The following is a 24,042-nucleotide window of genomic DNA, read 5'->3' as shown; positions in this document are numbered from 1 at the left end:
ATTGATCGACAACCCTTTTGTCGGCCATCGATCGCCTCTCGTTTACTGACCTGTAGATATTCCCAGGATAAAGTCTGTCTGGAACTCGATATAATCTTCGATACTGTAGTGTCGTGCCAAAAACCACCGTCGAAAGGTCCACATATGTCCCAAGACTGAAATGTTGTGGGCGACCAGCTCAATTGAGCGGTCGTTGAGCTGTCTGAAATGGCCGGCTTCGATCAGGCGGGCCAAGACCTTGACGAATATCCCGGTGATTCGAATTTCGTTTTCCAGTACCTTTTTCCGCCATTGGGGTGGAAGGGACTGGGTCTCCTGATAGATGAGAAGAATGTGATCGGACATGCGGTGGCAAACCAGAAAATACTCCCGGATCACCTCGGCAAGGGCTTCCCGCCCCCGAGTCGTTCGTTCCAGTGCCTGGGAGACGCCGCGCTCCACCTCAGCGTGGATGGCATCGCAGACCAGATAAAGAACATCCTCCTTGGAGGCCACATACTCATACAAAGAACCTATGGAAAACCCCGCGGCCTTGGCAATCTGGCGCGTAGTCGTCTTATGAAAGCCCTTTTCAATAAAAAGCTGCACTGCGGCATCCACGATTTGACGCCGCCTGCGTTTCACCAGTTCGGGATTCTTTATTTGAGTGGGGATTTCTTTCATCTTGCCGCCTTGTCCCGTCATATCCGCAATCCTGTTCTCCAATCCTCGCGATAGGTAAGTCACAATATCTGAACGAGCGCTCAGTCATGCGTTATCATATCCTATCGCCCCATGTCAAGTATTTAAGAAAAAAAATCAGCCGCGAGGATAGGCGTGTCTTTCACCACTGCTCACCACAATCTATTCCGGCTGACGACGGGCACTATGGGTAAGGCCTTTGGAGATGTAATCAGGAAAGAATCCAGCACAAAAAAAGCGATTCGGCCGATTTATGTCTCCGCTTCGCTTCAGCGCCTGACCGGGTGACAAGGATTACCAGACACCGGCCGCCTCGAAACGACTGCCTTCGATTTTCAAGATCTGAAGTTTTTTCACGGCATCGCCTGTATCATCGAACCGGGTTTCGCCGGTTGCACCCGTGAAGTGCCGAATTTGGGAGATCGACCTTCGAACAGCCGGGCCCCCGCCACCTTTCGCGGCATGAAGCGCCTCGATAATCATCAGGGTGGTATCGTAGGCCAGTGCCTCAATAAAACCAGGCGATTCTCCAAAACGGGTCCTGAAGTTTCGAACGAAGACCTGGACCTCGGGTGATGGGCTTGCCGAATAAAAAATATCCGTAAAAATAGCGCCCTGAGCGAATCGTCCTGCAGTTCGAATGAGTTTTTCGGAATGCCATAGGTTCGTTCCGAGAAGTTGGACGTTCGAAAACCCATGATATGTCAGCTGTGGAATGATAAGTCCGGCCTTGTCGGCGCCATCAGGTATGAATAATGCTTCAATATCGCCGTGACGGCGCAGCCGACCGATGACGGCGCTGAAATCCGAATCCTTCACGCCATAGGATTGCACCGTCACCAGTTTACCGGCATACGCCTGTAACTCCCGTTGAAACGCCTCCAGAAACACCTGCCCATATTTTTCCCTGGGGTGCAAAATCGCAAATTTCTGGATGCCCATCATCTGCATCGCATAGGTGACCAGTGCTTGAACCTGCATTTGCGGCGTCATAAAATTTCGGAAAACATAGTCTCCGATTTTCGTGATATCCGGCTTCTGCGTCAGCACGACAATGGGGATTTGGGCGTCCTGAGCTTTCAGCGCCGCCGCCTTCGCAGTGTTGATGGGTCCGATGATGGCTGTCACGTTTTCACGGGCCATTTCAAGGACGGCGTCGGCAGCCCGATTTGAATCCGAAGCCGTATCCTCGATCCGAATGTCAATCGCTTCCCCGAGGCCGGCATGGTTCAGGGCAAGTTCGATCCCCTGCAGCGCCTTGTTTCCGTAGTGGGCATAGGCTCCGGTAAGGGGTAACAGGCACCCAAGGGTATGTCGGCCGCTCATGACGCCGGTAACGCCTTCAAGATCCTGAAGCATCCGCCTAGCTTCGGCCGCATATTCATGTTCCGGCGCGACAGCAATGAATTGAGACAAGGTTCGCACTGCGTCGTCATATCGTTTTTCGTCGACCGCTTTCATTCCAAGGGCATAGATGAGATATCCCTGGGCGGCAGAATCCGTTACGCGCTCCGAAAGCGCCAGAATCTCCGCAGTGGAAAGCTTATTGACGGCCGCTTTCATGCGTCGGGATAGGCTATCTTGATTTCCGGGGACGGCGGACTGTTCATGGGCTTTGGCATAAAAATAGACGGCGTTGGCCGGGGAATCCAGTGCCGCATATGCGTCCCCCAGTATCGTGAATACCGGTGCAGATCTCTCCAATCCTTCAGAATTCCGCAAAAAGACATCCGCCTTCTGGATTATCTCCCGATACCGTCGCTCGTCATAAAGGGTCTGGAGTATCCCGAGCATGGCCGAGGAGACGAAACGGCTTCGCGCATATTCGTCGACCACACGTTCATAATACTGTCGTGAGGTTGCGTAATCCCGCCAACGGTGGTGAATTTCGCCTTTCCGGAAAATCGCGATCGAAGCTTGAGGTCCGGTTGGAAATTGTGAAAGATAGTCGTCGTATTGGATCATGGCTTTTCGATAGGATCCGGATCGAAAACTTCTTTCGGCGCGAGCAAACAGTTCCGCCCCGGGTTCCGTTCGATCAAGGCCGGGATCGGTCGATACACATGCCGTCAAAAGCAGTACGGCAGCCACAATGGAAATTTTTCTAAGATTCATAACGATATCTCGGTCTGATGGGTTTTATCCGTTCGGCACGATGTTGAAGGATGCACCCAGAACATTACTTATAAAATTTTTTATGAGGGCCAATTTCCGTGTTGAGATCAAGACAAAACCTCGGTATATTGATCACTCCTCTGTCGACTTCCATAGGCCGATGCCGGTCATCATTATGAAAGTCGAAAGTTGAATTGATCAAAAACGCAACGGCGCATTGTAACCGACCTCAGGAAATGCAAGGAGAACGCGGATGAAAACGCTCAGATGCCTGATTCCCGTATCGTTGTGCTGGATGCTGTGGATATCCGTTCTGCCCGTGGCGGCCGAGATTTATCGATACGCGGACGAAAACGGGAAGATCCGATACACGGACGATCTCACCAGGGTGCCTGAACGCCGGCGGGAAAAAGCGGATGAATACATTGAGTTCCAGGCGTCGAAACCGGCATCGGGAGCCGTATCCGATACCAAACCCGACGCGTCGTTCCGGGATCTGAAGACCGAGGCCGATCTCAATGCTGCCGGCCTGCGGCTCGAAGAAATCCGGGAGACGCTCGAAAAAGAGCGGACCCGCCTGATTGAGGAACAGCAGAGGCTCGACAAGGTCCGCCGGGTTTCAAACAGCAAAATCGGATCCCGGTCCTACAGGAAGCAATTGGGTCAATTTCAGAAAGACACCGAGGCTTACCGGGCAAAACGACAAGCCTTCGAGGCGGATTTGACGCGGTATAATGCCCAGGTCGAGACCTTCAATCGAGACCAGACCGAAAAAGATGTCGAACCCGAAAGCGATTAGATCTCTTTCTTTTTATAAAGTATCCATCGACAGTGCCCTGTTGACGGTATCATCGGGGCCGAACGCCTTTCTTGAGCAATTCTTTCAACCCCGTGAGGGTTCCTTTCCAGACGGCATCCTCGCCTGCCATCAGCGCGACGATCACATCCTTCTCCACACTGACTTCAAGTACAATCTCTTCCTCTCCCACCCTGAATACGGCTTCTCCCCATCGTTCGGCCGGGAGATCGGTTACCTCGCATTCATAGTCGGTCCTGAGTTCCCCTTTCATACGGATGTCATTCATATAACACCTTCCTCTCCCGCGTCGGCGGTATCATGCGCCATATCTTCCAGGCGGTCACGAAGAACCCGAACGGCATCTTGTGCCGCTTCCTTCACCTCCATCGAATAAGATCCGGCCAAAACCGACCCCAGGCGAGCCGGAAGTCTCTCGTCGCCCACCATGCCCAACACATAAAGAATATCGCCTTTCACCGTGTCGTCGACATCATTAAATCGCGCCCATAAGGGCTCGATCAGGGCTCGGCATAGCATGTCGCCGCCGTCGGCAAGGGATTCGACAACCACCATGGCTCCCAGACGCACAGGCCATTTCTCATGGGTCAGAAGGTCGACAAATCCCGGAAATATCATTTGCTTTTCCAGCATCATTCGGGCAAGCAGCGGCGCGTTTCCCTCCTGAAGCATCTGTTCCATGGATTTGCCCCCCATCCGGTAAGGATCACCGGTCGCAATGGAAGCCAGCACCTCGGAAAGATTCGGGACTCCCGTCCATCGAAGCATATCCGTCCCCGCGGAATCGCGGCAAACCAATGTGGGCACCGACTGAATACCGTCGGTATCCGCATCTTCAGGGAACATGCCCGCATCGATGACGGTCAGCACAACGGGCACCTCTTTTCCGGCCAACGGCAAAATCTGCCGAACCGCGCTCGGACAAAATGGACAGCCATCGGCAATATAAAGCTTGATGGAAACGGGCGACCGGATCTTGTCCAAAAGAACCGCTTCTATTGTGGCCGGCCACTGCGATGCCCCGGAAAGCGCTTCCAGGAAAGGGCTCAGTTCGGATCCGGTGGGAATAGCGCGGTATATCAGGTTTGGTCTAACCTTGATGGCCGGCGCCCGTTCAGGAACGTCGGCCACCCGGATGACATCAACCCTGGGAGCCCATTTTGAAAATTCGGCACAAAACATCATGAAGGCGTCGTCACCGGCATCCTGGGTGCATAATAGCGTTATCACCGCCCTTACCTTTAGGGCGGCGTTCCAGTCTGCAATGACGCGGCAATCTTCTGAAGACAGGTTCGGCCGTCGATTTTCAGGAGAAGCGACATCCACCAAAGGGACCTCCCGGATTCCCAACACGTCGTATCGTCTTGTTTCGACGGGCTCTTTCGTAAAATCGGCATGAAAGATTGCCGGGACGACCCATCCCATGAAATCGGGGCCTCCGGTCTGGAAAGATCCGGACCGATCTGGAGGTGATGGCGGAATTCAATCCCGAAGCTCCTCGAAGAACTCTTTTTCGGCGCCGCATTTAGGGCATGTCCAATCATCCGGGAGATCATCGAACGAGGTACCCACAAGGATGTTGTTCTCTGCGTCACCTTCAGCCGGATCGTAAATATATCCGCAGGGACATTCCCACCGGTTCATATTCTTTTCTGCCATGTTCTCTCCTCATTTAATAAAGGGTTGATGGAGACGACGTCACCGGCCAATCCGTATTCGTCGGTCATCCCGTTTTGATCACATGAAATTCTCACGCTGCTGAACATACGACTCAAAATCCTTCTCGAATAGAAATCGAGAGATCATCTCTCCCACCTTGTCCGCCGTATCCACATGATATCGCCCCTTTTCATCGCATCCGGCGATCTGTTTCGCGTTTTCCACGATGGCTTCCAGCGCCCGGGCGGTAATCTCCACGGTAGCATTGATCATCAAAGTGGGTCGGGGATCTTCCATGGGCCGTCCTTTCTGTTTCTTCTCTGTTTTTCGATCCGACCGAATCATCGCCGGCACATCAAGACATAGTCCTCAAAAGCCCCGGCATGTCGTTTCTAATGATATCCCTCGCCATCCGCAACCTTGCCGCGGAAAACCCGGTAACTGTACAGGGTATAGCTCAACACCACCGGCAGTACCACCGCAACCCCCCAGAGCGTGAATATCTGGGTCTCCCGCTGGGCCGCGGCCTCATAGATAGTAAGAGCCGGTGGAATCGCCATGGGATAGACTGCCGCCTCCAACCCCAGGTATGCCGATATGAACAACAAAATGCTGCTGAAGAAGGGAAGGATTTCCTTTCGACGCTTCAGGCTCCATAACAGCATAACAAAGGCGATGATACCCAGCAATGGGAAATTCCACACAAAATAGACCCGCGGCGCTGTGAACCAGCGTGCCGTTAAATCGGGAGCATGGTGAGGTGTCCAGACACTCACCAGAAACATGAAACCGGCCGTGATCACCGCCGCCTGGAACGCTTGTCGGTAGGCCCGATCCTGAACGGCCCCATCGGTTTTGATGATCAGGAAAGTTGCTCCCAGAAGCATATAGCCGACCACCAGAGCCAGCCCCACGGCAAGGGTAAAAGGATTCAGCCAGTCAAGGGGGCCCCCGGCAAAAGCGCCGTCAACGACCTGAACGCCCGAAATATATCCGCCCAGGGTAAATCCCTGGCCAAGTGCGGCCACCAGACTACCAAAGAAGAAAGCACGGTTCCATGCCGTCTTGCGCCGGCTATTGGCCCGGAATTCGAACGCAACGCCCCGAAAGATCAAACCAAACAGAAACGTCAAAATCGGGATATAGAGCGCACTGAACAGCACCGTGTAAATTTTCGGAAACGCTGCAAACAGCGCTCCCCCGCCAAAGACGATCCATGTCTGATTGGCATCCCATATGGGTGCGATGGTGTTCATGAGCGTATCGCGCTCCGCCTCATTTTTGGCGGTAGGAAACAACATCCCGATCCCGAGTCCGAAACCGTCCAGAATCACGTAGAGAATGACCACCAGTCCGACCAGGGCCATCCATAGCTGAACCAGGTCCACCATATCCTTTATGCCTCCTTTAGGGCCTCCTCTACAGGCCGCATACCCGACGGAATCTGAACAGGCGGGATGGGGCTGGTGAGGTCCGGCCCATTCCGCAGGATCCTGAAGATATAATGAAAATAGCTCGATCCGATGATGACGAAAAATGCGATGAACATCCCCAGCGACCAGAGCACGTTTCCGGCATGAATGGGCGACACGCCATCTGTCGTGCGCATCAGACCATATACCGCCCAGGGTTGTCTGCCGACCTCGGTGGTTATCCAACCCATAACAACAGCCAAAAATCCCATCGGCTGGATGAAGATCAGCGTTTTCAAAAACCGGGTGGATTCATACACACGCTTTCGAAACGCGAGGATCGCCGCCCAGATCATCACCCCGATGAACAGGAAACCGATGCCAACCATAATCCGAAATGACCAGTAGGTGATCAGGGCGTTGGGTCTGTCTTCCCTGGGAAAGTCCTTGAGTCCCTGGACCTGTCCGTCCCTGGAGTGGGTGATGAGCAGACTCAGACCGTTGGGGATTGAAAGTTCCAGACGATTACGCTCCGCAGCCATGTCGGGGACGGCAAAAAGATTGAAAGCGGCCCCTCCTTCGGTATTGGTCTCCCAATGCCCCTCCATAGCAGCCAATTTTGCCGGCTGATGACGTGCAGTGACCAAGCCCTTCATGTCTCCGATGAATACCTGGGCCGGCGCAACCACAACCGCCATCATCAGGGCGATCTTAAGGGACCGCCGATAGAAGGCGACATGCTCATTTTTCAGTAGAAACCATGCGGAAATCCCGGCAACGGCGAACGCGGTGGTCTCGTAAGCCGCCAGAACCATGTGGCCGAGATGGGTGGGGAAGGCCGGGTTGAAGATGACTTCCCTGAAACTTCTCACCATCAGCTCACCATCGACAATATCAAATCCCGACGGGGTCTGCATCCAGGCGTTGGCAGCCATAATCCAGAAAGATGAAAGCGTCGCTCCCAGGGCCACGAGACAGGTTGAAAGGAAATGAATCCCCGGCGACACTCGGTTCCACCCGAAGAGCATGATTCCCAGAAAACCGGCCTCCAGAAAAAAGGCGGTCATGCCTTCGAAAGCCAAAAGGGGCGCCATGACATTCGCCACATACTGTGAAAACAGGGCGAAGTTGGTGCCGAATTCAAATTCCAGGGTAATGCCGCTTACCACTCCTACGGCAAAATGGAGTGCAAATATTTTTACCCAGAAACGGTACATGCGGTAGAACATTTCGTCCTTGCTTCTGAGCCATAGAATTTCCAGGATCACCAGAAAAAACGCAAGTCCGATGGTGAATGTCGGGAATAAAATATGGAACGCCGTTGTAAAAGCAAACTGCAGACGGGAAAGGGATACAAGGTCCATCACGATCTCCGTGGCGGCAGATATGTCAAACCTGCCCCAAAATGTTCGAATCTTTCATGATACCCATGATCTCACGTCAGCATCTATAGGCCATTTATCCGGGAATGTAAAACAAAATTCCGTGATTCGATTCCGGATCTTCCCGCATTGAGCCGTGGATGTTCGGTTGACAGCTCACCAGGAGATTATCATACTAATATTTAACTCAACTTCCGAATTTCATGATGATGACCGGAAAGCGGTGCCGGGAGGAAATGACCCGCGCCGTTGCATCAGGAAAACGGGTGAAGGGATATTTCTGCAAACAAGACGCTATTCCCCTTCAGTCTCAAACGCCAGCGCTTTCCGGTAAAGACGAAAGCCGCGTTGAGTTTGTATTCATGATTTCGGATTACATATCGGCTCTGAAGCGATCTTGGACATGACATTAACCAGAATCATCAAGACAAGCCTTATCATCATAATCGGGGCGGTAATCATCTGCACACCGCAGGCGGCGTCCGAGGATCCCGCTCTCTCGGACGCGGACAAGAAAAAGATCGTCTATGAGATGTACGAACGCTACAAAAAAGGATTCCCGACCGTCCAGGACATCTCCGCACCCCGGATTATGGCGCTGATGAACACCGGCAAGGTCGTTTTCGTAGATACGCGCACCCCTGAGGAGATGGCTGTATCGATGCTGCCCGGCGCCTTGCCGAAAACAGTCTTCTTGAAGCAGCCAAAGGCCTATCGGAACGATCTTGTCGTCGGATACTGTACCATCAGTTACCGCAGCGGAAAATTTGCGGAGAAAATGGCCGAAGAGGGTGTAAGAATGTACAATCTAACCGGCGGACTGCTGGCATGGGTTCTAGAGGGAGGAAAGATTTATGATGCCGGCGGCGAAACCCGACGGATCCATGTTTATGGCGAAGAGTGGAATTATCCACCGGCGGGCTATACCAGCGTTATGTTCAATCGTTTTGATCGGATTTTTATGAAGCGGTAATGGAAGCATAAAAAAGGCGGCACTCCCGATCCATCGAAAAATGCCGCCTCGCTCCCTGGGATTTCACAGGGTCGGTCTGGATTCTAGTCGTTGATCTTCCGCGCGGCATAACACTTGCGCTCGATGTAGCTTTGCGTGGCTTTGTCGTAGACGGCTTCCCTTTCATGGATATATCGAGGGCCGCCTTCCCATCCGCCGCAGGCCAGAACTACCGTATCGCCCAGGCAGAATTTTCCGGCATACCCTTTTGAGTTGAGTTCATTGAGCTTTTGAAGATCCAATATGATTTTTTGGGGGGGTGTAGCCAATGCTTGCATCTTAACCTCCCTTTCCTGACGTTTGAGTTGGATATCTCTGTCAAATAACCTAACATCCCTTCGACGAATGTCAATCGCACCCGGGAAGGATCACGCCACATAGTTGCGGACAAAGTTGAGTTCGTCGCTTCGCGTCTTGATCCGTCCGTTCAGCTTGGCATTCAATGCGGCATCGAGAATTTCGCGATAGACCGGCCCCGGTTTGACGCCGATCCGCTGAAGGTCCTTCCCCCGGATCGAGATAGCGACCTGCCGAAGTTGAGTGAAATAGTTGGAGATGGCCTTCCGTACCGCTTCGTTTCGGGTTACCGCCATCATATATAACAGCACCTCCACCCGAAATTCCGAAAGTTCCCGGTATATTTTGCTGTTTTCGATGGGCAGGTTCCGCCGCAGCCAGAAAAGGCATTGGTCTCCCCGGTATCGCTCCTCGCAGAATATAACCTGGTACCGAGACGCCATTTCGAACCTTTCACAGATCGCCCGCGTGGTATCCGGCTTGAACTGTCGAAGCATCACCATGAGATAGACCGCCCATTGAAGGTATTCTTCGTCCAGAAAGAGCAGATCATGCCAGTCCAGAACCTTTTTGACAGCCTGAAAATTGGACAGAAGCTTTGCGGAAGGTTTCAGCTCTGGGTGAATGTACTTGAGCAGGTCAAAGTCATGCATCCGCTGAACAGCCGGTGTCGGATCCGCCTCTTCAAGAATCTGGCGGAGTTCATTGAAGATCCTCCGGCCGCTGAGCTTGTTGAAAAGATCCATTTTTACCGCATTCTTGATGAGCCCCGCGGTCAGCTTGCCGATACTGAAGCCGAAGCGCTGCTCAAACCGGATCGCTCTGAAAATTCGCGTCGGGTCCTCCACAAAACTGAGGTTGTGAAGAATGCGGATGACCTTTTCCTTGAGATCCTTCTGTGCAGCAAAAAAATCGATCAGAATACCGAATTTGACAGCATTCAGCTGGACGGCCAGGGTATTGATGGTAAAGTCTCTTCTGAACAGGTCCAGCTTTATGGAGCTCATCTCCACATTGGGCAAATCCGCAGGAAATCGGTAATACTCCATCCGCGCCGTAGCGATGTCGATCTTGAAACCGTCGGGAAAAATCACGACGGCGGTACCGAATTTCTCATAGGTATGGATGCGGGCCTTTTTGAGCCGCGCGTAGGTTTTGGCAAACTCGATCCCGTTGCCTTCGATAACGATGTCAATGTCCTCGTTGACCCGGTAAAGAAATAGATCGCGGACAAACCCGCCAACGGCGTAGGCCCCGAATCCCAGCTGATCCGCCACCTGGCCGGCGCTGACAAGAATCTCCATGATGTAGTCCGACAGCCGTTCCTTCATCAGTCGAAGAATGCTTCGGGTCCGGGCGTTCACCATTTCCATGAAGGGGTCCGGCTGTTTCTTCTCGGCATAATCGGTCTGTTGGATCAGGATGTTGAGCAGATCGGTCCGGGTGATGACCCCCAGGATTTTACCGTTCTCCATAACCGGGAGAATTCGCTGTTTGTTTTCGATGATCTGTTCCTGGATGTCCGGAAGCTCGGCGTCCGGCCCCACAGTCCCCAACTCCGTCGACATATACTCCCGCACCACGGCCTTGTCCAACTTGAGATAGAGCGCCTTGGCGATGATCTGCCTGGAGATGTATCCCAGAAGAGCCTCCTGATCCCTTTGGGATTCGGTCACCAGAAGCGCGTTGACATTATAGCGGGTCATGAGGTTGCGCGCCTCCTCCAGTGGTATGTCGGCATCGACTCGAATCGCCGGGGAGGACATCAGATCCCGGGCCTGCTTGCTCGAGTTGATCTCCCGATATAGAATGTCAAGCAGTTCCTGTTCCACCTGGACGAGCGTCTTGTCCTTAATGGATGCCGATGCAGCGAATGCGTGCCCTCCGCCGCCCATTTTGCCGATAATGACGCCGACATCCACATCCGAAATCCGACTCCTGGCCACGACGTAGATTTTGCTGTCCATGCGGCCGATGGCGAAAATGACGGGAATGTTTTCCATTTTGACCATCTTGTGAACCAGAAAAGCGAAGTCCGGCACGTAATGTTCGGTGCTGACGATGGTCATGGCGATCTCGACGCCCTTGATATGACGACGGACGAGGGCCTGGACCATATCGTTCAGCAACCCCACCTGCTCGAAACTCATCTCTCGAGCGGTGAGATTGGAAATGATGTCGAGCTTGGCGCCTTGGCCCAGCAGAAACGCCGCCGCGAGAAAATCGGCCTCCGTCGTCGAGGAAAAGGTGAATGAGCCGGTGTCTTCATATATACCCAAACACATGATCGTAGCCTCGTCGGGGGACAAGGGAATTTCCCGCTCTCGGATGATGCGTGTGAGAATGCTGATGGCCGCACCGGTAGGCTCAACGACCTCCACATGGCCTTTAATGTCATTTTTGAAAGCGGAATGGTGATCGTAGATGTGAATCTCGAGGTCTTCCTTCCCCAGGATCTCCGCGAACCGGCCGATTCGCGCGGGCTGCCGAGTGTCGACCAGCACCAGCCGTCGGATTTTCTGAAAATCGATGTCCCGGATATCGGCCATGTTGAACAGGTAAACCATTGATTGGACAAAAAAATTTCGAAGCGTCTTTTCATGGGATCCGGGAAAAACGACAATGCTGTCGGGATAGAGTTTCTGCGCCGCAAGCATGCACGCCATGGCGTCAAAATCGGCATTCATATGGGTCGTGATCACCGTCAGGTCCTCTGCCGTCTCAATATCGGTCGCCTCCCCCATAACCCTCCATTCCCAGGTCGATTCCGTGTATAGGATGCGAACCCTCTGCAACCAATCGTGCAGAAGCTTACAACGGTCGCTCAATCAAGTTTCAATAAATGCCGGGGCAAGTTTCCCGCGGTAAAAACAGTATCGATTCAAAAGTGATTCCGATGTCTCAGCTTTCGACTGTCATAGGCCGGTGCCGGGAGAATACAATACGCGATATTCACTGTCAGCCGGCCTGGACCGATTTCCAGAACGGCGACATCTGCCTGAGCCGCTCTATAATCGGCGGAAGCTTCTCGATGACGTAATCGATTTCCTGCCGGGTGTTGTACACGCTGAGGCTGAACCTCACGGACCCATGGGCGGCGGTATAAGGCACGCCCATGGCCCGAAGCACATGGGACGGTTCCAAAGAACCCGAGGTGCATGCGGACCCCGACGAGGCACAGATACCGATCTCATCCATCATCAGCAGAATCGATTCACCCTCGATGAACTCAAAAGAGATATTGGTCGTATTAGGGAGCCGCCGATCCGTATCGCCGTTAACGTCGGCATGGGGGACGGCCGCCAGAATACCGGTCTCCAGGCGATCCCTGAGCGCTTTCACCCGGGTATTTTCCTCCGCCATGAGATTGCCGGCGAGTTCCGCAGCCTTTCCCAACGCCACGATGGATGCCACATTTTCCGTCCCGCCTCTCCGATTCTGCTCCTGGTGGCCGCCGACAAGGAAGGGGGTGAACTTGGTGCCTTTCCGCACATAGAGCGCCCCCACGCCTTTGGGGGCGTGCAGCTTGTGCCCGGACAGCGAAAGCATATCGATGCCGGTTCGACCGATATCCATGGGGACCTTCCCAACAGCCTGGACCGCATCCGTATGAAACACCACCCCTTTATTCTTGACCTCCCGGGCAATCTCTTCCACTGGAAACATGACGCCGGTTTCGTTGTTGGCCCACATCAGGCTGACCACGGCGGTATCTTCGCTGAGATGATCGTAAAGGTAATCGAGATCAAGCCGGCCTTTGCCGTCCACCGGCACAAAGGTTACCTGATACCCGTTGTGACTGAGATACTCGCAAAGATTCTTCACAGCGGAATGTTCCACGCGGCTGGTGATGATATGCCGCTTGAGGGGATTCGACCGGATAGCGGCCCAGATGGCGGCATTATCGCTCTCCGTGCCGCAACTCGTAAAAACAATCTCCTCCGGAGACGCACCAAGGATCCGGGCCGTCTGCGTGCGTGCCTGGTTGAGGGCCGTCGACACTCGTCTGGCCATGCCGTACATGCTTGAAGGGTTTCCATAATGATCTTTGAGGTATGGGAGCATCGCCTCCAGCACTTCCGGCGCTACGGCGGTCGTGGCGTTGTTGTCGAGATAGACCGTTTTCATCATTACACCTCCTCTACAACGAGTTCCGGCAGAACGAATTCCCGAAGCTTTTTTTCCACGAAGTCCTTGAGGGTTATCTGGGCGGCGCTGCAACTGGAGCAGGAGCCATGGAGCTTCACCTGAACCCGCGTGCCTTCAACATCAACCAGCTCGATATCGCCCCCATCCTGTTTGAGGGCGGGTTTGATCTCTCGTTCCAAGGTCTCTTCGATCAGTCGAATCTTCTGGATATTGGTCATCTTGGGGGGTAGGGTCCGGACCGATGGTGCTTGCCCCGTCACCTCGTTGATGAGTTCCTGGATTCGATCGTGGCAGTTCCCGCACCCACCGCCGGCCTTGATGTAGTGGGTTACGTCCTCAACGGCCGAAAGACGATGCTCCGTCAAGGCGCGTCGAATTTCGACATCGGTCACACCGAAGCACTCACAGACGATCTCCCCTTCCTTTTCCGAGAGAGGTTTACCCCGGTAACATGCAATGGCTTTTTCCAGGGCCTCCTGTCCCATGACCGAACAATGCATTTTCTCCTTGGGGAGGCCTCCCAAATAATTGGCGATATCGTCGTTGGTGATCTTTTCGGCCTCCTCAATCGTTTTTCCTTTCAGCATCTCTGTCAAGGCGGATGACGACGCGATGGCGCTGGCGCACCCAAAGGTCTGGAACTTGACATCGACGATCCGTTCATTCTCATCCACCTTGAAGGTCAACTTCAATGCATCTCCACAGGATATGGAGCCGACCTCCCCCACTCCGTCGGCGTCCTCGATAACCCCAACGTTTCGGGGATTCAGAAAATGCTCTTTTACTTTATCAGAATATTCCCACATTATGCCCTCCCGGCTTAAACGCGATTCACAGTGTTGTCCTATACATCGTTTTCCCATTTAACATTTTGATTTTAATCTAACAACTAATAATAATCATCGAGAAGAAAAATAAAACCCACATCCATGGAATTTCACAACGGCAACTTTCCAGTTTCTTGACATGTCAAGCGCTTTTTTTTTGCAATTTTTTATTTTTGACTTTCATAGGCCGGTATAGGGAGGATACGGCCCGCGCCCCGCTATCCGATCACCATCATGAAAGTCGAAAGTTGAGTATAGTTATCATTTATGTTATCTAGGAATTCTATGCGAACCTCTTCCAGGAATTTTCTCTTATTTTTCAGGAGATGGGAAGTACTGAACATCGGGGAACCGTGTGAGGATCAACTTCAATCGGATTGAAGACCGAAGAAAGAATCTTATGTCGCGCAAGTTATTGATATCCAAAAAAGCCACGACCATTTTGATCTACAGTCGTCCCCTTCTCGTTTTCGGAGGCATGCTCTGTGCCGTCGGCGTCATATGGAACCGCAGCCCCGCCCTATACACGCTGGGTGTCACCCTGCTTTTCATTTCCATGACCTTTGATCTGGTGGACGGCTGGTTCGCCGCTCGCTTTCAACCCCACCCGACATTGGCGCAACTTGCCGACCGCATCATGGACAAAATCGTCTACTCAATCATATTCCCGTTGATCGCAGTGGGCATGATGTGGCGACTGGTCAACTTTTCATCGGATTTCAATCGCATCGAACTTCTCCACGCCATCTTCGTATTGTTCATGTGCATTGCCGTTTTAATACGAGATAATTTTGCCAGTTTCATGCGGAATTTTGCCATCCGCCAGGGGCAGGAACCGGAACCCAGCGAGTTCACGCGCCTCAGGACCATTGTAGCGGCACCCGTCAGTGCGCTGCTTTACGCCCATGCCTTTTATGTCCCCGAGGTTCCTTTGGGCTCGGCCGCGTCCCGCTTGTATGCCTGGATCTCATGGTTGGGGAGTCTGCCGGTTCGCGGACTCTTTTTCATCGAAATTCTGTTTCTTATCATTACCTTTGGGTCCATTGCGGCCTACTGTCGGAAATACGGCAGTTATTGTCTGGACGACCTCTGTCTGGATGACGACGTCCTGCGCCGGCAGATTCTATCGCTTTTGCCCAACGCACTTACGGTGATGAATGCAATGATGGGACTCCTGGGGGTATTTTTCGCGAATCAGGGGCGGTTTCGAGAGGCTTACCTGCTATTGATCGGCGCTGCCATCTTTGATAAACTCGACGGCGCGATGGCACGGCGACTTGGACTTACGACGCCGCTGCCGAAAGCCGAAAACAAATCCAAGCCCAAAATCAACCTGGGAAGCATCATGGACGACCTGGCGGACGGGGTCAGTTTCTGCATCGTCCCCGCATGGATGTTTTACATCGCGTTCTCCGGCATCGAAGATCCTTTCGTTCAAAAGCTTGCCGCTGGTCCTATCGCCATTTTTTACGCGCTCATGGGGATCATCCGGCTCATCTACTTCACCCTTGATAAATCCCCGATTCCAGGATTTTTCAAGGGAATGCCCACGCCGGCGGCCGCTCTCTTTGTGACGGCGCCTCTCATCATGCTTAGCCAGGCAGCAGCGCAGGGATCGACGGACTGGGTCCGATTCTGGGCCGTATTCTGCGCCGTCCTCATGGTCCTGAACGGCGTTATCATGAATATCTATCCGATCCGCTATCTTCACCTGGGCCGTTTCATGAGCCGACGGCCCTGGTTTGCCCGTGGGAGCATGCTGCTGTTGTTGACGTTTGTTTTCACCCCGTACCTGGGACACATGGCCGTTTGCTATCTTTTCCTGTATCTATTGTCACCGCTTGTCACCTGGCGCATCGATCCCGAGGTTGCCGCCAAAGAAAATCATTCGGACATACAGACCCGATGATTGCGTCCGCCGCCGTTCACGGCCGATGCTTTTTATTTTCAATCGCGAATACATGGAAGGCAAGCCTCGGCACAACGATATCATTCAACTTTCGACTTTCATGATGGCGACTGGATAGAGGCTGAACGTCGAAGGCTGAAGGCTGAAGGGGGATAGGCAATCCCGTTTGTTACGGGTCCATTTCTCTAACCTTCAGCCTTAACTTTCGGCTTTCATGATGGTGACCGGATAGCTGTGCCGGGAGGATACGGCCTATGAAAGTCGAAAGTTGCGGATATCAGAAAAGACTCTTGTTGCGAATGAGGGTATATCTCAATTCCATTCGACCGTTCCTATCGGCGGGTTTGGCGTCCACGATGAGTTTCCAGGCTGAATGGGATTCCATCAGGTCCGCCGCCTGCATAATCTTCAGCATGACCAACGGCGATTCATCGGGCTTGACGATGATGGATTCATGTTCATTGATAGAGATCTCGTCGTTTTCGTTTTTTCCATGACCGACGCCGACCAACGCACTGCCGTCTCCGTAATAGAGCAAGGCCTTGTTGACGGCCGCCGACAGTTTCGGTGTGTAAGTCGAAATTTCCTTGTTAATAGTGTTGACCAACTCAAACGGTGTCATCATCTCTCCTTTATAGAGGTCATGGCGGCCGCCCGACCCTGGCGGCGTGCGGCGGAATACAGGCACTACTTACCAGATCCGATATAAAAAAAAAAGCACCCGCGCAACAAAAAGCAGGTGCTTTCAGGACGGCGTCAGGCCGCGCCGTCGGTCATGTCGAAAAAGTTAAGCCGTTTCGATCTTGGCAGCCTCCTCACGTCCCAGAGCCTTGGTCGCCTCTTCTCTCAGCTTGTATTTCTGAATCTTGCCGCTGGCGGTGGTGGGATACTCCGTCACAAAAAGGAAGAATGCCGGAATCTTGTGAAAGGCGATCTTGTCTTTACAAAAGGCCCGCATCTCATTTTCATCTGCCGTATACCCCTCTTTGAGTTTGATGAAAGCGGCCACCTCTTCCCCGTATTTGGTGCTCGGAACGCCCACAACCTGAACATCCAGGACCTTGGGATGGGTGTAGAGGAACTCCTCGATCTCCCTGGGATAGATGTTTTCACCGCCGCGTATGATCATATCCTTGATGCGTCCCGTGATCTTGCAATATCCGTTGGCATCCATGATCGCCAGGTCTCCCGTGTGCAGCCACCCATCGGCATCGACGGCCTCGGCTGTGGCCTCGGGGTTCTTGTAGTACCCCTTCATGACATGATATCCTCGCGAGCACAGCTCGCCCGGAACACCCGGCGCCACCGTCTCTCCCGTGGCCGGATCGACGATTTTGACCTCGACATTGGGCAGGGCCCGCCCGACGGTGCTCACCCGGAGTTCCAGCGAATCCTCGCGACGCGTCTGCGTGATCCCGGGGGAAGCCTCGGTTTGCCCGTAAACAATGGTCATTTCCTTGGCCCCCATGACGTCCACAACCTTTTTCATCACCTCGATGGGGCATGGCGACCCCGCCATGACACCGGTCCTCAATGAAGAGGTATCGTAGGATCGCTTTTCCATCTCCTCGAGTTCTGCGATAAACATGGTCGGAACACCGTGAAGCGCCGTACATTTGTTGCGCTCGACAACCTCCAACACCGCCTTGGCTGAAAATGACGGCACCGGCGACATGCAGGTGGCCGAAACAACGGAACACAATGTACCGATAACGCAGCCGAAACAATGGAAAAAAGGAACCGTTATACAAAGGTTGTCTTTCGATGACAACGCCATGCACTCAGCCATGCTCTTTGCGTTGCCGATCAAGTTGGTGTGGGTCAACATAACGCCTTTGGGATATCCGGTGGTCCCCGAGGTATACTGCATATTGATCACGTCATGAGGATCCATCGAATCCTGCCGCGCTTTGAGCTCGGCATCGGAAATGGAACGCCCCATTTCAATAACGTCGTCCCAGATAAACATTCCCGGCTGGCGCTCCTTGGACAGGAGGACCACATTTTTCAACTTCGGGAGTCTGGCGCTTTCGAGCTTCCCGGGCTCGCAATCCTTCAGCTCGGGACAGACATCGTAGACAACCTTGAGGTACTCGTCAGGCTCCCGAAGCCCGCTGATCAGCACAAGCGTCGTAGCATCGGACTGTTTCATCAGATACTCCAGCTCAAAACTGCGATAGCTGGTGTTGACGGTGACCAGGACAGCGCCCATTTTTCCGGTACCGAACTGGGACAGCACCCATTCCGGAACGTTGTTGGCCCATATGGCGATGTGCTCTCCCTTTTCTACCCCGAGGGCCATGAACCCTTTTGCAACATCGTTACAGACCTTTTGAAAATCCCGATAGGTATAGTCGATCCCGTAGTCGTGATACATCAATGCCTTGCTGTCGCCAAACTGGTCCGCAACCAGATCGACCAATTGACCGATGGTGGTTTTACCGACTTCAAACTGTGGTAGCTGCATAACACTTCTCCCTCAATTTCGTGGGTCCGAGCAGGATATTGTCGTTGCTTTTTTCGATGCGAAGGACAACGATCCGTTTTCGTTCCGTTAAATATAAAATCGGACGCGAATTCCCGGAGATACGGCAAACTTCACGTCCATTTCATCCCTCGTATTATTCAAACGTGACCACGAAAGCAAAATCAGTTCACCTTCCGCTTTCGTCCTGCCCACTCCTTGTCCCTCAGCTTGAATTTCTGAATTTTGCCGGTGGCGGTTTTGGGAAGTTCTCCAAATTCCACGGATTTCGGGGCTTTGAACCGCGCAAGGTTCTCTTTGCAGAAACTGATGATGTCTTCAGCGGAAGGATTGCTGCCGGGCTTCGGAACGACGAATGCCTTGGGAACCTCGCCCCATTTTTCATCGGGGATGGGAATGACGGCCACCTCCATGACATCGGGATGCTTGTAAATGATGTTTTCCACCTCCACCGTCGAGATATTCTCGCCGCCGCTGATGATAATGTCCTTTTTCCGGTCCATGATCTGGGCGTAATTGTTCGGATGCATGACAGCCAGGTCGCCGCTGTGGAACCACCCGCCCTTGAAGGCTTCCGCAGTCGCCTCCGGGTCCTTGTAATATCCGAGCATCACGTTGTTGCCCCGCATGACGATCTCGCCGATGGTCTGTCCGTCCCTGGGGACCGGCTGCATGGTAATGGGATCCACGACATCCATGTACATGGCGACAATATAGGGAACGCCCTGCCGAGCCTTGATCTGCGCTCTCTCTTCAAGGGGGAGGTCATCCCATTTTGCCTGCCACTGGCATACGCTGTGGGGGCCGAAAACTTCGGTCAGTCCATACGTCTGGGTAATATTGGCGCCGATGTCCTCCATGTTCTGGATAACCGTCGGTGCCGGGGGCGCTCCGGCCGTCATGATCTCAAGGCGATGATCCAATTTTATATTGTGCTGAGTGGCATAGGTGGACATGCCGATCAGAATCGTCGGCGCAGCGCAGAGGTGCGTCACCCCTTTTTCCCGGATCAGTCGATAGATCTCTTCCGGTACCACCTTACGAAGGCACAGGTGGGTAGCGCCCATGGCGGTAATCCCCCAGGTGAAGCACCAGCCGTTGCAATGAAACATGGGAAGGGTCCAGAGATAGATCGATCGGCTGTTGGTCCCGAACTCCAGTTGTTCGCCCAGAGCGTTGAGATAAGCCCCCCGATGGTGGTACATCACCCCTTTAGGCCGACCCGTGGTGCCGGAGGTATAATTGATGGTGCTCACCTGATATTCGTCATCGATATCCGGCACGATGGGGTCGGGGGATCCGGTGTTCAGAAATTCCTCGTATTCCATGCCGTCCAGGGGTCGATCCCGGCTGATATCGCAGATATTGACATAGGTCTTGACCTTGGGCAGTTCACCGGTAACAGGCGCAACGAGTTCGGCGAATTCATTGTCCGCAAACACGGCCTTGGCGTCCGAGTGATCGATGATATAAGCGATCTCTCCTGCAGACAGGCGGATGTTGATACTGACCAGGGCCGCGCCGATCATGGGAACGGCATAATGGGCTTCCAGCATGGGTGGGGTGTTGGGGCAGATGAACGCCACCTTGTCCCCTTTACCGATGCCGATCTTCTTAAGCGCGCTGGCCAAACGGTTCACGCGTTGATAGAACTCCGTGTAGGAATAACTTTTGTCCCCATAAATGACGGCGATTTTATCATCATACACAGCGGCAGACCGGCTGATGAAATGAACAGGTGTCAGGATATCATAATAGACGCTTTTGTCGGACATGCGGATTTTCCTCTCCCCTAGATGCCATTCATGTGCTGCTGGCGATATTTTTTGACCGTATCCTCGTCCACCAGACTGCGAATTTTGAGCACACACGCTTCATCTTTACAGGCCTCGCCCCAAATCTCGGGAACGACCTCAAGAATCAACCGCTTCTGGTCTGCCGGACTCAACTTCAGCACCGCTTGCTTGATCTCTTCCAGTGTCATCTCATTCCTCCTTCGTTCATTGCCGTTGGATCAAACTTCTCAGAAAAACCGCCGGCGGTAACGTCCCCGCCGGCGCTGAATTATGCCTTCAATCAATGACCTTCATGGGTATAAAACGGCCACTTATGGAAGAACCATTCGTTCCAGAGCAGGGGAATGATCCACCAGAAGTTCCAGATGAGGGACTCGCCGTGAACGAATTTGTGATCCCAGTGAGGATTCCCGAGAGCCCAATCTCCCCAGCCGATATAATAGAAAATGATGTAGCCGATGGCGCAGAATACCAGAACGCCCACGGTCCTGAACCAGAAGGCCGCCCAGGAATCCTTGTCCGCCATGGGAACCATGTCGTCAAAATAATGATGCCACGCCAGAAACGGGATCAGGGTAAATCCGGCGATTTCCGCGGCGTGATACCAAAGGAACCGAAGCAGTTCGGCATTCTCGGGTTTCGCCTCTTGCAGGTGATGGATAACGTCATGGGGCAGCCACAACGGGGCGATCTTGACACAGAACAGGGCGATGAGGTACGCTAAACAAACATTGATTACAAATGAAATCAAACCTTTCCATGGTTGCGGCAGGCTGATGAGGCTCCAGGGCTTCATACGCCAGACATTGGGCGTCATGAACAGGATGATGATCATCCATTCCCACCAGCCGAAGACCCAATGGACATGGGTGATCCCGGATATACCACCCCACCAGGGCGTATTCAGGCCGTAAGAACTTCCAAACGCTACACCGAAGACCTGACCCCAGAAAGGCACGATCAAGACCGCATAAAAGAACATAGTCCACATGGAGCACCATGCGATTTCCGCCAGACCGGCCTGGGGCTGGGGAAGGTCGCTGGGCCGAATGGGCCATTTGCCGAACAGGATGGTGACAAAGGGGTAACTGTAGAAACCGATCAACACGAAACAAACAACGGCGCTCTCTGCAAAGTGGTTGGCCTGCATGGCGGCCAGATCCAAAGCGCCGGTCTGTCCCGCAGCCGCGAGTGTCTCGAGGTTGCTCTGACTTAGAAAATTGAACCCGAGCCCCAGGACCCGGTAGAAAACGACATGAATCATGAACCATACGATGATGAGGTTCAGGATCGTCTGGACGATTCCCCGGGTGGGTTGAGGCAGCTTCTCAAAGGGCCAGTCGCCGAGAAACATATGCTGGTAGAGGCCTACCAGGATCATCATGGCCAGATACATGACAAACGGATACGGGAATAAACCCACCGGTCCCCGGGGATCGCTGAAGATGTACCAGAGAACCCAGGCGATAGCCGTAAACGAAGCCAGGGAAATGATGCCGGTGAGGGGCTGCCCCCAGCGGGCGGTCAGTTCCCCGTGGGCGGCCGCTTGTTTTGCTTCGGTTTTGATTGAACTTCCAGGTTGAACAACATCTGCTTGTGCCATACGTTCCTCCCTTGGATGTAGGTGGGGATACGCCGGTCTCCCCAACCGGACCCATACCCCTCAAATTGATGAAAAACTCCTCTACTGAATTACGCCTTTCCCCACTCCATGCTTCTCAGTTCGACCCTTCGGATCTTGCCGCTGATCGTCTTGGGAAGCGATTCGACAAACGTTATTTTCCGGGGGTATTTATAGGGTGCGGTGACCTTCTTGACATGGTCCTGCAACTCCTTTACCAGTACGTCATTTCCGGTGTATCCGGGTGCCAGAATGACGAAAGCTTTCACCACCGCACCGCGGGTTTCGTCGGGACTGGATACAACCGCCGACTCCGCGACGGCGGGGTGCTCAATCAGGGCGCTTTCCACCTCAAACGGACCAATGCGATATCCGGAGGTCAAAATGACATCATCAGACCTGCCTACGAACCAGAAATATCCGTCATCATCCTTGTAGGCCCGGTCTCCCGTCAAATACCAGTCACCCTCGAAGGCCGATGCGGTTCTTTCCGACTCTTTCCAGTACTCTCTGAACAATCCCAGCGGCCGATGGGGCGCTACGCGAATGGCGATATCTCCTTCGGTATTGGGTGGTACGACATGTCCTTCACCATCTATGACATCGAGATCGATGCCGGGCGAAGGTTTACCCATGGACCCGAATCTCGGTTCGATGCAGGGAAACATGCCGCACAACAGAACGGTTTCCGTCTGGCCGTACCCGTCTCGTATGGTACAGCCGGTGGCCGTCTTCCATGCCTCGATGATCTCGGGATTCAAAGGTTCGCCGGCGGCGACACAATGGCGAAGGTTCGGAAACGTGAAACGACTCAGATCCTGCAACACGAACATTCGGTATACGGTCGGCGCGCCGCAGAGCGTCGTCACCGGATACCGAGACAGAAATTCCAGGGTTTTCAAGGGATCAAACCGATTGGTATGATGAATGAACAAAGCAGAACCGCAAATCCATGGGCCAAAATAGCTGCTCCAGGCAGCCTTTGCCCATCCGGTGTCGCTGATGTTCCAGTGGAGGTCGTCCTCGCGAAGATCCAGCCAATATTTCCCCGTGGTGAAATGGCCGATGGGATAGGATGCGTGGGTGTGAAGCGCCATTTTGGGAAGCCCCGTGGTTCCCGAGGTAAAATAGAGGATACAGCCGTCCCGACTCGACGTTTCGGCGGTGAGAAACACATCGGATCCCCGGGCTACGATATCGTCGTAAAACGACCATCCCTCCACGGTATTGGATATAACGATCCTGGATACGACGGAAGGGCACTCATCCGCAATCGAGTCGAATCTCTCGGCAACCTCCGGATTTGTGATGATACAGACAGCCTCGGCTTTCTGAGCGCGGAACTTGAGATCTTTGGCGGTCAGCTGCGTGGTCCCGGGCGCCACCACGGCCCCCATTCGAATGCACGCCGTAACCGCTTCCCACCACTCGATGTTTCTTTGAAGAATCAGCATGACTACGTCGCCCGGTTTGACGCCCTGGTCCGTTAAGGCGTTTGCCAGTCTTTTAGAAATGATGCTCAATTCCCGGAAGGTTTTTTTGACTTCGAGACCATTGTCGTCCACCCACCACATGGCCAGCCTATTCGGATGTTCGGCCCATTTGTCGATAACGTCACCGGCAAAATTGTAATGCTCGGGAACCCTGTACCTGAAGGATCGGTAGACCTCGTCATAATCCGCCATGTTGTGCGTCTGGCCCATTCATATCTCCCTGTCGCTTGAACATCTCCAAATACTCCATCCGTCAACCCCGAAAACCAAGGCTCATCGTTTGATAATCTCTTCACCCCCTTTAAGCCAAAATATGAGCGAGCGCTCGGTCTTTTAATCGAGACATAAAAAACACGCTCACTTCTTTTTGAACGAGCGCTCGATCTT

The 24,042-nt window shown here is 53.3% G+C and carries 21 protein-coding genes; 3 read left to right on the top strand and 18 right to left on the bottom strand.

The genetic code is table 11. The features are described from left to right. Nucleotides 1-42: 42 nt before the first annotated feature. Both dmul_RS05515 and dmul_RS05510 read right to left on the bottom strand, forming a co-directional pair. Entirely contained in the window at nucleotides 43-684 is a 642-nt protein-coding gene (locus dmul_RS05515) for a TetR/AcrR family transcriptional regulator (RefSeq protein WP_020877081.1), read from the bottom strand. A 291-nt stretch (nucleotides 685-975) separates the two neighbouring features. Then, nucleotides 976-2,796, bottom strand: a complete 1,821-nt coding sequence (locus dmul_RS05510) for a penicillin-binding protein activator (RefSeq protein WP_020877080.1) — start codon at nucleotides 2,794-2,796, stop codon at nucleotides 976-978. Between the two features lie 253 nt (nucleotides 2,797-3,049). Here dmul_RS05510 and dmul_RS05505 point away from each other — a divergent pair, with 253 nt between their 5' ends. Next, nucleotides 3,050-3,595: a DUF4124 domain-containing protein gene (locus dmul_RS05505; protein WP_020877079.1), complete on the top strand. Its 546-nt coding sequence runs from the start codon at nucleotides 3,050-3,052 to the stop codon at nucleotides 3,593-3,595. Nucleotides 3,596-3,644: 49 nt separating this feature from the next. On the opposite strand, the gene dmul_RS05500 is transcribed toward dmul_RS05505, so the two are convergent. The 6 genes from dmul_RS05500 to dmul_RS05475 form a co-directional block, all read right to left on the bottom strand. Next, entirely contained in the window at nucleotides 3,645-3,881 is a 237-nt protein-coding gene (locus dmul_RS05500) for a hypothetical protein (RefSeq protein WP_020877078.1), read from the bottom strand. After that, on the bottom strand, nucleotides 3,878-5,038 hold the full coding sequence (locus dmul_RS05495; RefSeq protein ID WP_020877077.1) for a hypothetical protein: 1,161 nt from the start codon (nucleotides 5,036-5,038) through the stop codon (nucleotides 3,878-3,880). The genes dmul_RS05500 and dmul_RS05495 overlap by 4 nt, the downstream gene beginning before the upstream one ends. Before the next feature lie 57 nt (nucleotides 5,039-5,095). Then, nucleotides 5,096-5,272, bottom strand: coding sequence for a rubredoxin (locus tag dmul_RS05490; protein WP_020877076.1), 177 nt, complete (start codon nucleotides 5,270-5,272; stop codon nucleotides 5,096-5,098). A 78-nt stretch (nucleotides 5,273-5,350) separates the two neighbouring features. Further along, nucleotides 5,351-5,569 (bottom strand): hypothetical protein, encoded by a 219-nt coding sequence (locus dmul_RS05485; protein WP_020877075.1) that lies wholly within the window; start codon nucleotides 5,567-5,569, stop codon nucleotides 5,351-5,353. A 95-nt stretch (nucleotides 5,570-5,664) separates the two neighbouring features. After that, nucleotides 5,665-6,663: a cytochrome d ubiquinol oxidase subunit II gene (cydB, locus tag dmul_RS05480; protein WP_020877074.1), complete on the bottom strand. Its 999-nt coding sequence runs from the start codon at nucleotides 6,661-6,663 to the stop codon at nucleotides 5,665-5,667. Nucleotides 6,664-6,668: 5 nt separating this feature from the next. Beyond that, nucleotides 6,669-8,048, bottom strand: coding sequence for a cytochrome ubiquinol oxidase subunit I (locus dmul_RS05475; protein ID WP_020877073.1), 1,380 nt, complete (start codon nucleotides 8,046-8,048; stop codon nucleotides 6,669-6,671). A gap of 421 nt (nucleotides 8,049-8,469) precedes the next feature. Between dmul_RS05475 and dmul_RS05470 the strand changes: the two genes are divergently transcribed. After that, a complete protein-coding gene (locus dmul_RS05470; protein WP_020877072.1) occupies nucleotides 8,470-9,039 on the top strand; it encodes a rhodanese-like domain-containing protein in 570 nt (189 codons plus the stop codon). Between the two features lie 83 nt (nucleotides 9,040-9,122). On the opposite strand, the gene dmul_RS05465 is transcribed toward dmul_RS05470, so the two are convergent. From dmul_RS05465 to nifU, 4 genes are all read right to left on the bottom strand, one after another. After that, nucleotides 9,123-9,356, bottom strand: a complete 234-nt coding sequence (locus dmul_RS05465; RefSeq protein WP_020877071.1) for a hypothetical protein — start codon at nucleotides 9,354-9,356, stop codon at nucleotides 9,123-9,125. 90 nt (nucleotides 9,357-9,446) lie between these two features. Beyond that, on the bottom strand, nucleotides 9,447-12,119 hold the full coding sequence (locus tag dmul_RS05460; protein ID WP_020877070.1) for a CBS domain-containing protein: 2,673 nt from the start codon (nucleotides 12,117-12,119) through the stop codon (nucleotides 9,447-9,449). 214 nt (nucleotides 12,120-12,333) lie between these two features. Next, entirely contained in the window at nucleotides 12,334-13,506 is a 1,173-nt protein-coding gene (gene nifS / locus dmul_RS05455) for a cysteine desulfurase NifS (RefSeq protein WP_020877069.1), read from the bottom strand. Continuing rightward, nucleotides 13,506-14,330 (bottom strand): Fe-S cluster assembly protein NifU, encoded by an 825-nt coding sequence (gene nifU, locus dmul_RS05450; RefSeq protein ID WP_020877068.1) that lies wholly within the window; start codon nucleotides 14,328-14,330, stop codon nucleotides 13,506-13,508. Before nifU ends, nifS begins: the two co-directional genes overlap by 1 nt. 421 nt (nucleotides 14,331-14,751) lie before the next feature. On the opposite strand from nifU, the gene dmul_RS05445 reads away from it, so the two are divergent. Then, nucleotides 14,752-16,260, top strand: a complete 1,509-nt coding sequence (locus tag dmul_RS05445; RefSeq protein ID WP_040415832.1) for a CDP-alcohol phosphatidyltransferase family protein — start codon at nucleotides 14,752-14,754, stop codon at nucleotides 16,258-16,260. Between the two features lie 277 nt (nucleotides 16,261-16,537). Here the strand turns inward: dmul_RS05445 and dmul_RS05440 are convergent, their stop codons facing one another. From dmul_RS05440 to dmul_RS05415, 6 genes are all read right to left on the bottom strand, one after another. After that, complete coding sequence (locus tag dmul_RS05440; RefSeq protein WP_144016459.1) at nucleotides 16,538-16,885, bottom strand: hypothetical protein; 348 nt, start codon at nucleotides 16,883-16,885, stop codon at nucleotides 16,538-16,540. 162 nt (nucleotides 16,886-17,047) lie between these two features. Next, complete coding sequence (locus dmul_RS05435) at nucleotides 17,048-18,727, bottom strand: AMP-binding protein (protein WP_020877065.1); 1,680 nt, start codon at nucleotides 18,725-18,727, stop codon at nucleotides 17,048-17,050. A gap of 182 nt (nucleotides 18,728-18,909) precedes the next feature. After that, entirely contained in the window at nucleotides 18,910-20,520 is a 1,611-nt protein-coding gene (locus dmul_RS05430) for an acyl--CoA ligase family protein (RefSeq protein ID WP_020877064.1), read from the bottom strand. Nucleotides 20,521-20,537: 17 nt separating this feature from the next. Then, complete coding sequence (locus dmul_RS05425; RefSeq protein ID WP_020877063.1) at nucleotides 20,538-20,729, bottom strand: hypothetical protein; 192 nt, start codon at nucleotides 20,727-20,729, stop codon at nucleotides 20,538-20,540. A gap of 92 nt (nucleotides 20,730-20,821) precedes the next feature. Then, entirely contained in the window at nucleotides 20,822-22,144 is a 1,323-nt protein-coding gene (locus dmul_RS05420; RefSeq protein WP_020877062.1) for a hypothetical protein, read from the bottom strand. 89 nt (nucleotides 22,145-22,233) lie between these two features. Then, the gene (locus dmul_RS05415) at nucleotides 22,234-23,865 is read right to left on the bottom strand and encodes an AMP-binding protein (protein ID WP_020877061.1); all 1,632 of its coding nucleotides are present in this window, start codon (nucleotides 23,863-23,865) and stop codon (nucleotides 22,234-22,236) included. Nucleotides 23,866-24,042: the final 177 nt, after the last annotated feature.

Origin of the sequence: Desulfococcus multivorans (assembly GCF_001854245.1) — a bacterium.
In the GTDB taxonomy this organism is placed as follows: domain Bacteria; phylum Desulfobacterota; class Desulfobacteria; order Desulfobacterales; family Desulfococcaceae; genus Desulfococcus; species Desulfococcus multivorans.
This window is presented reverse-complemented; position numbering and strand designations above follow the sequence as displayed.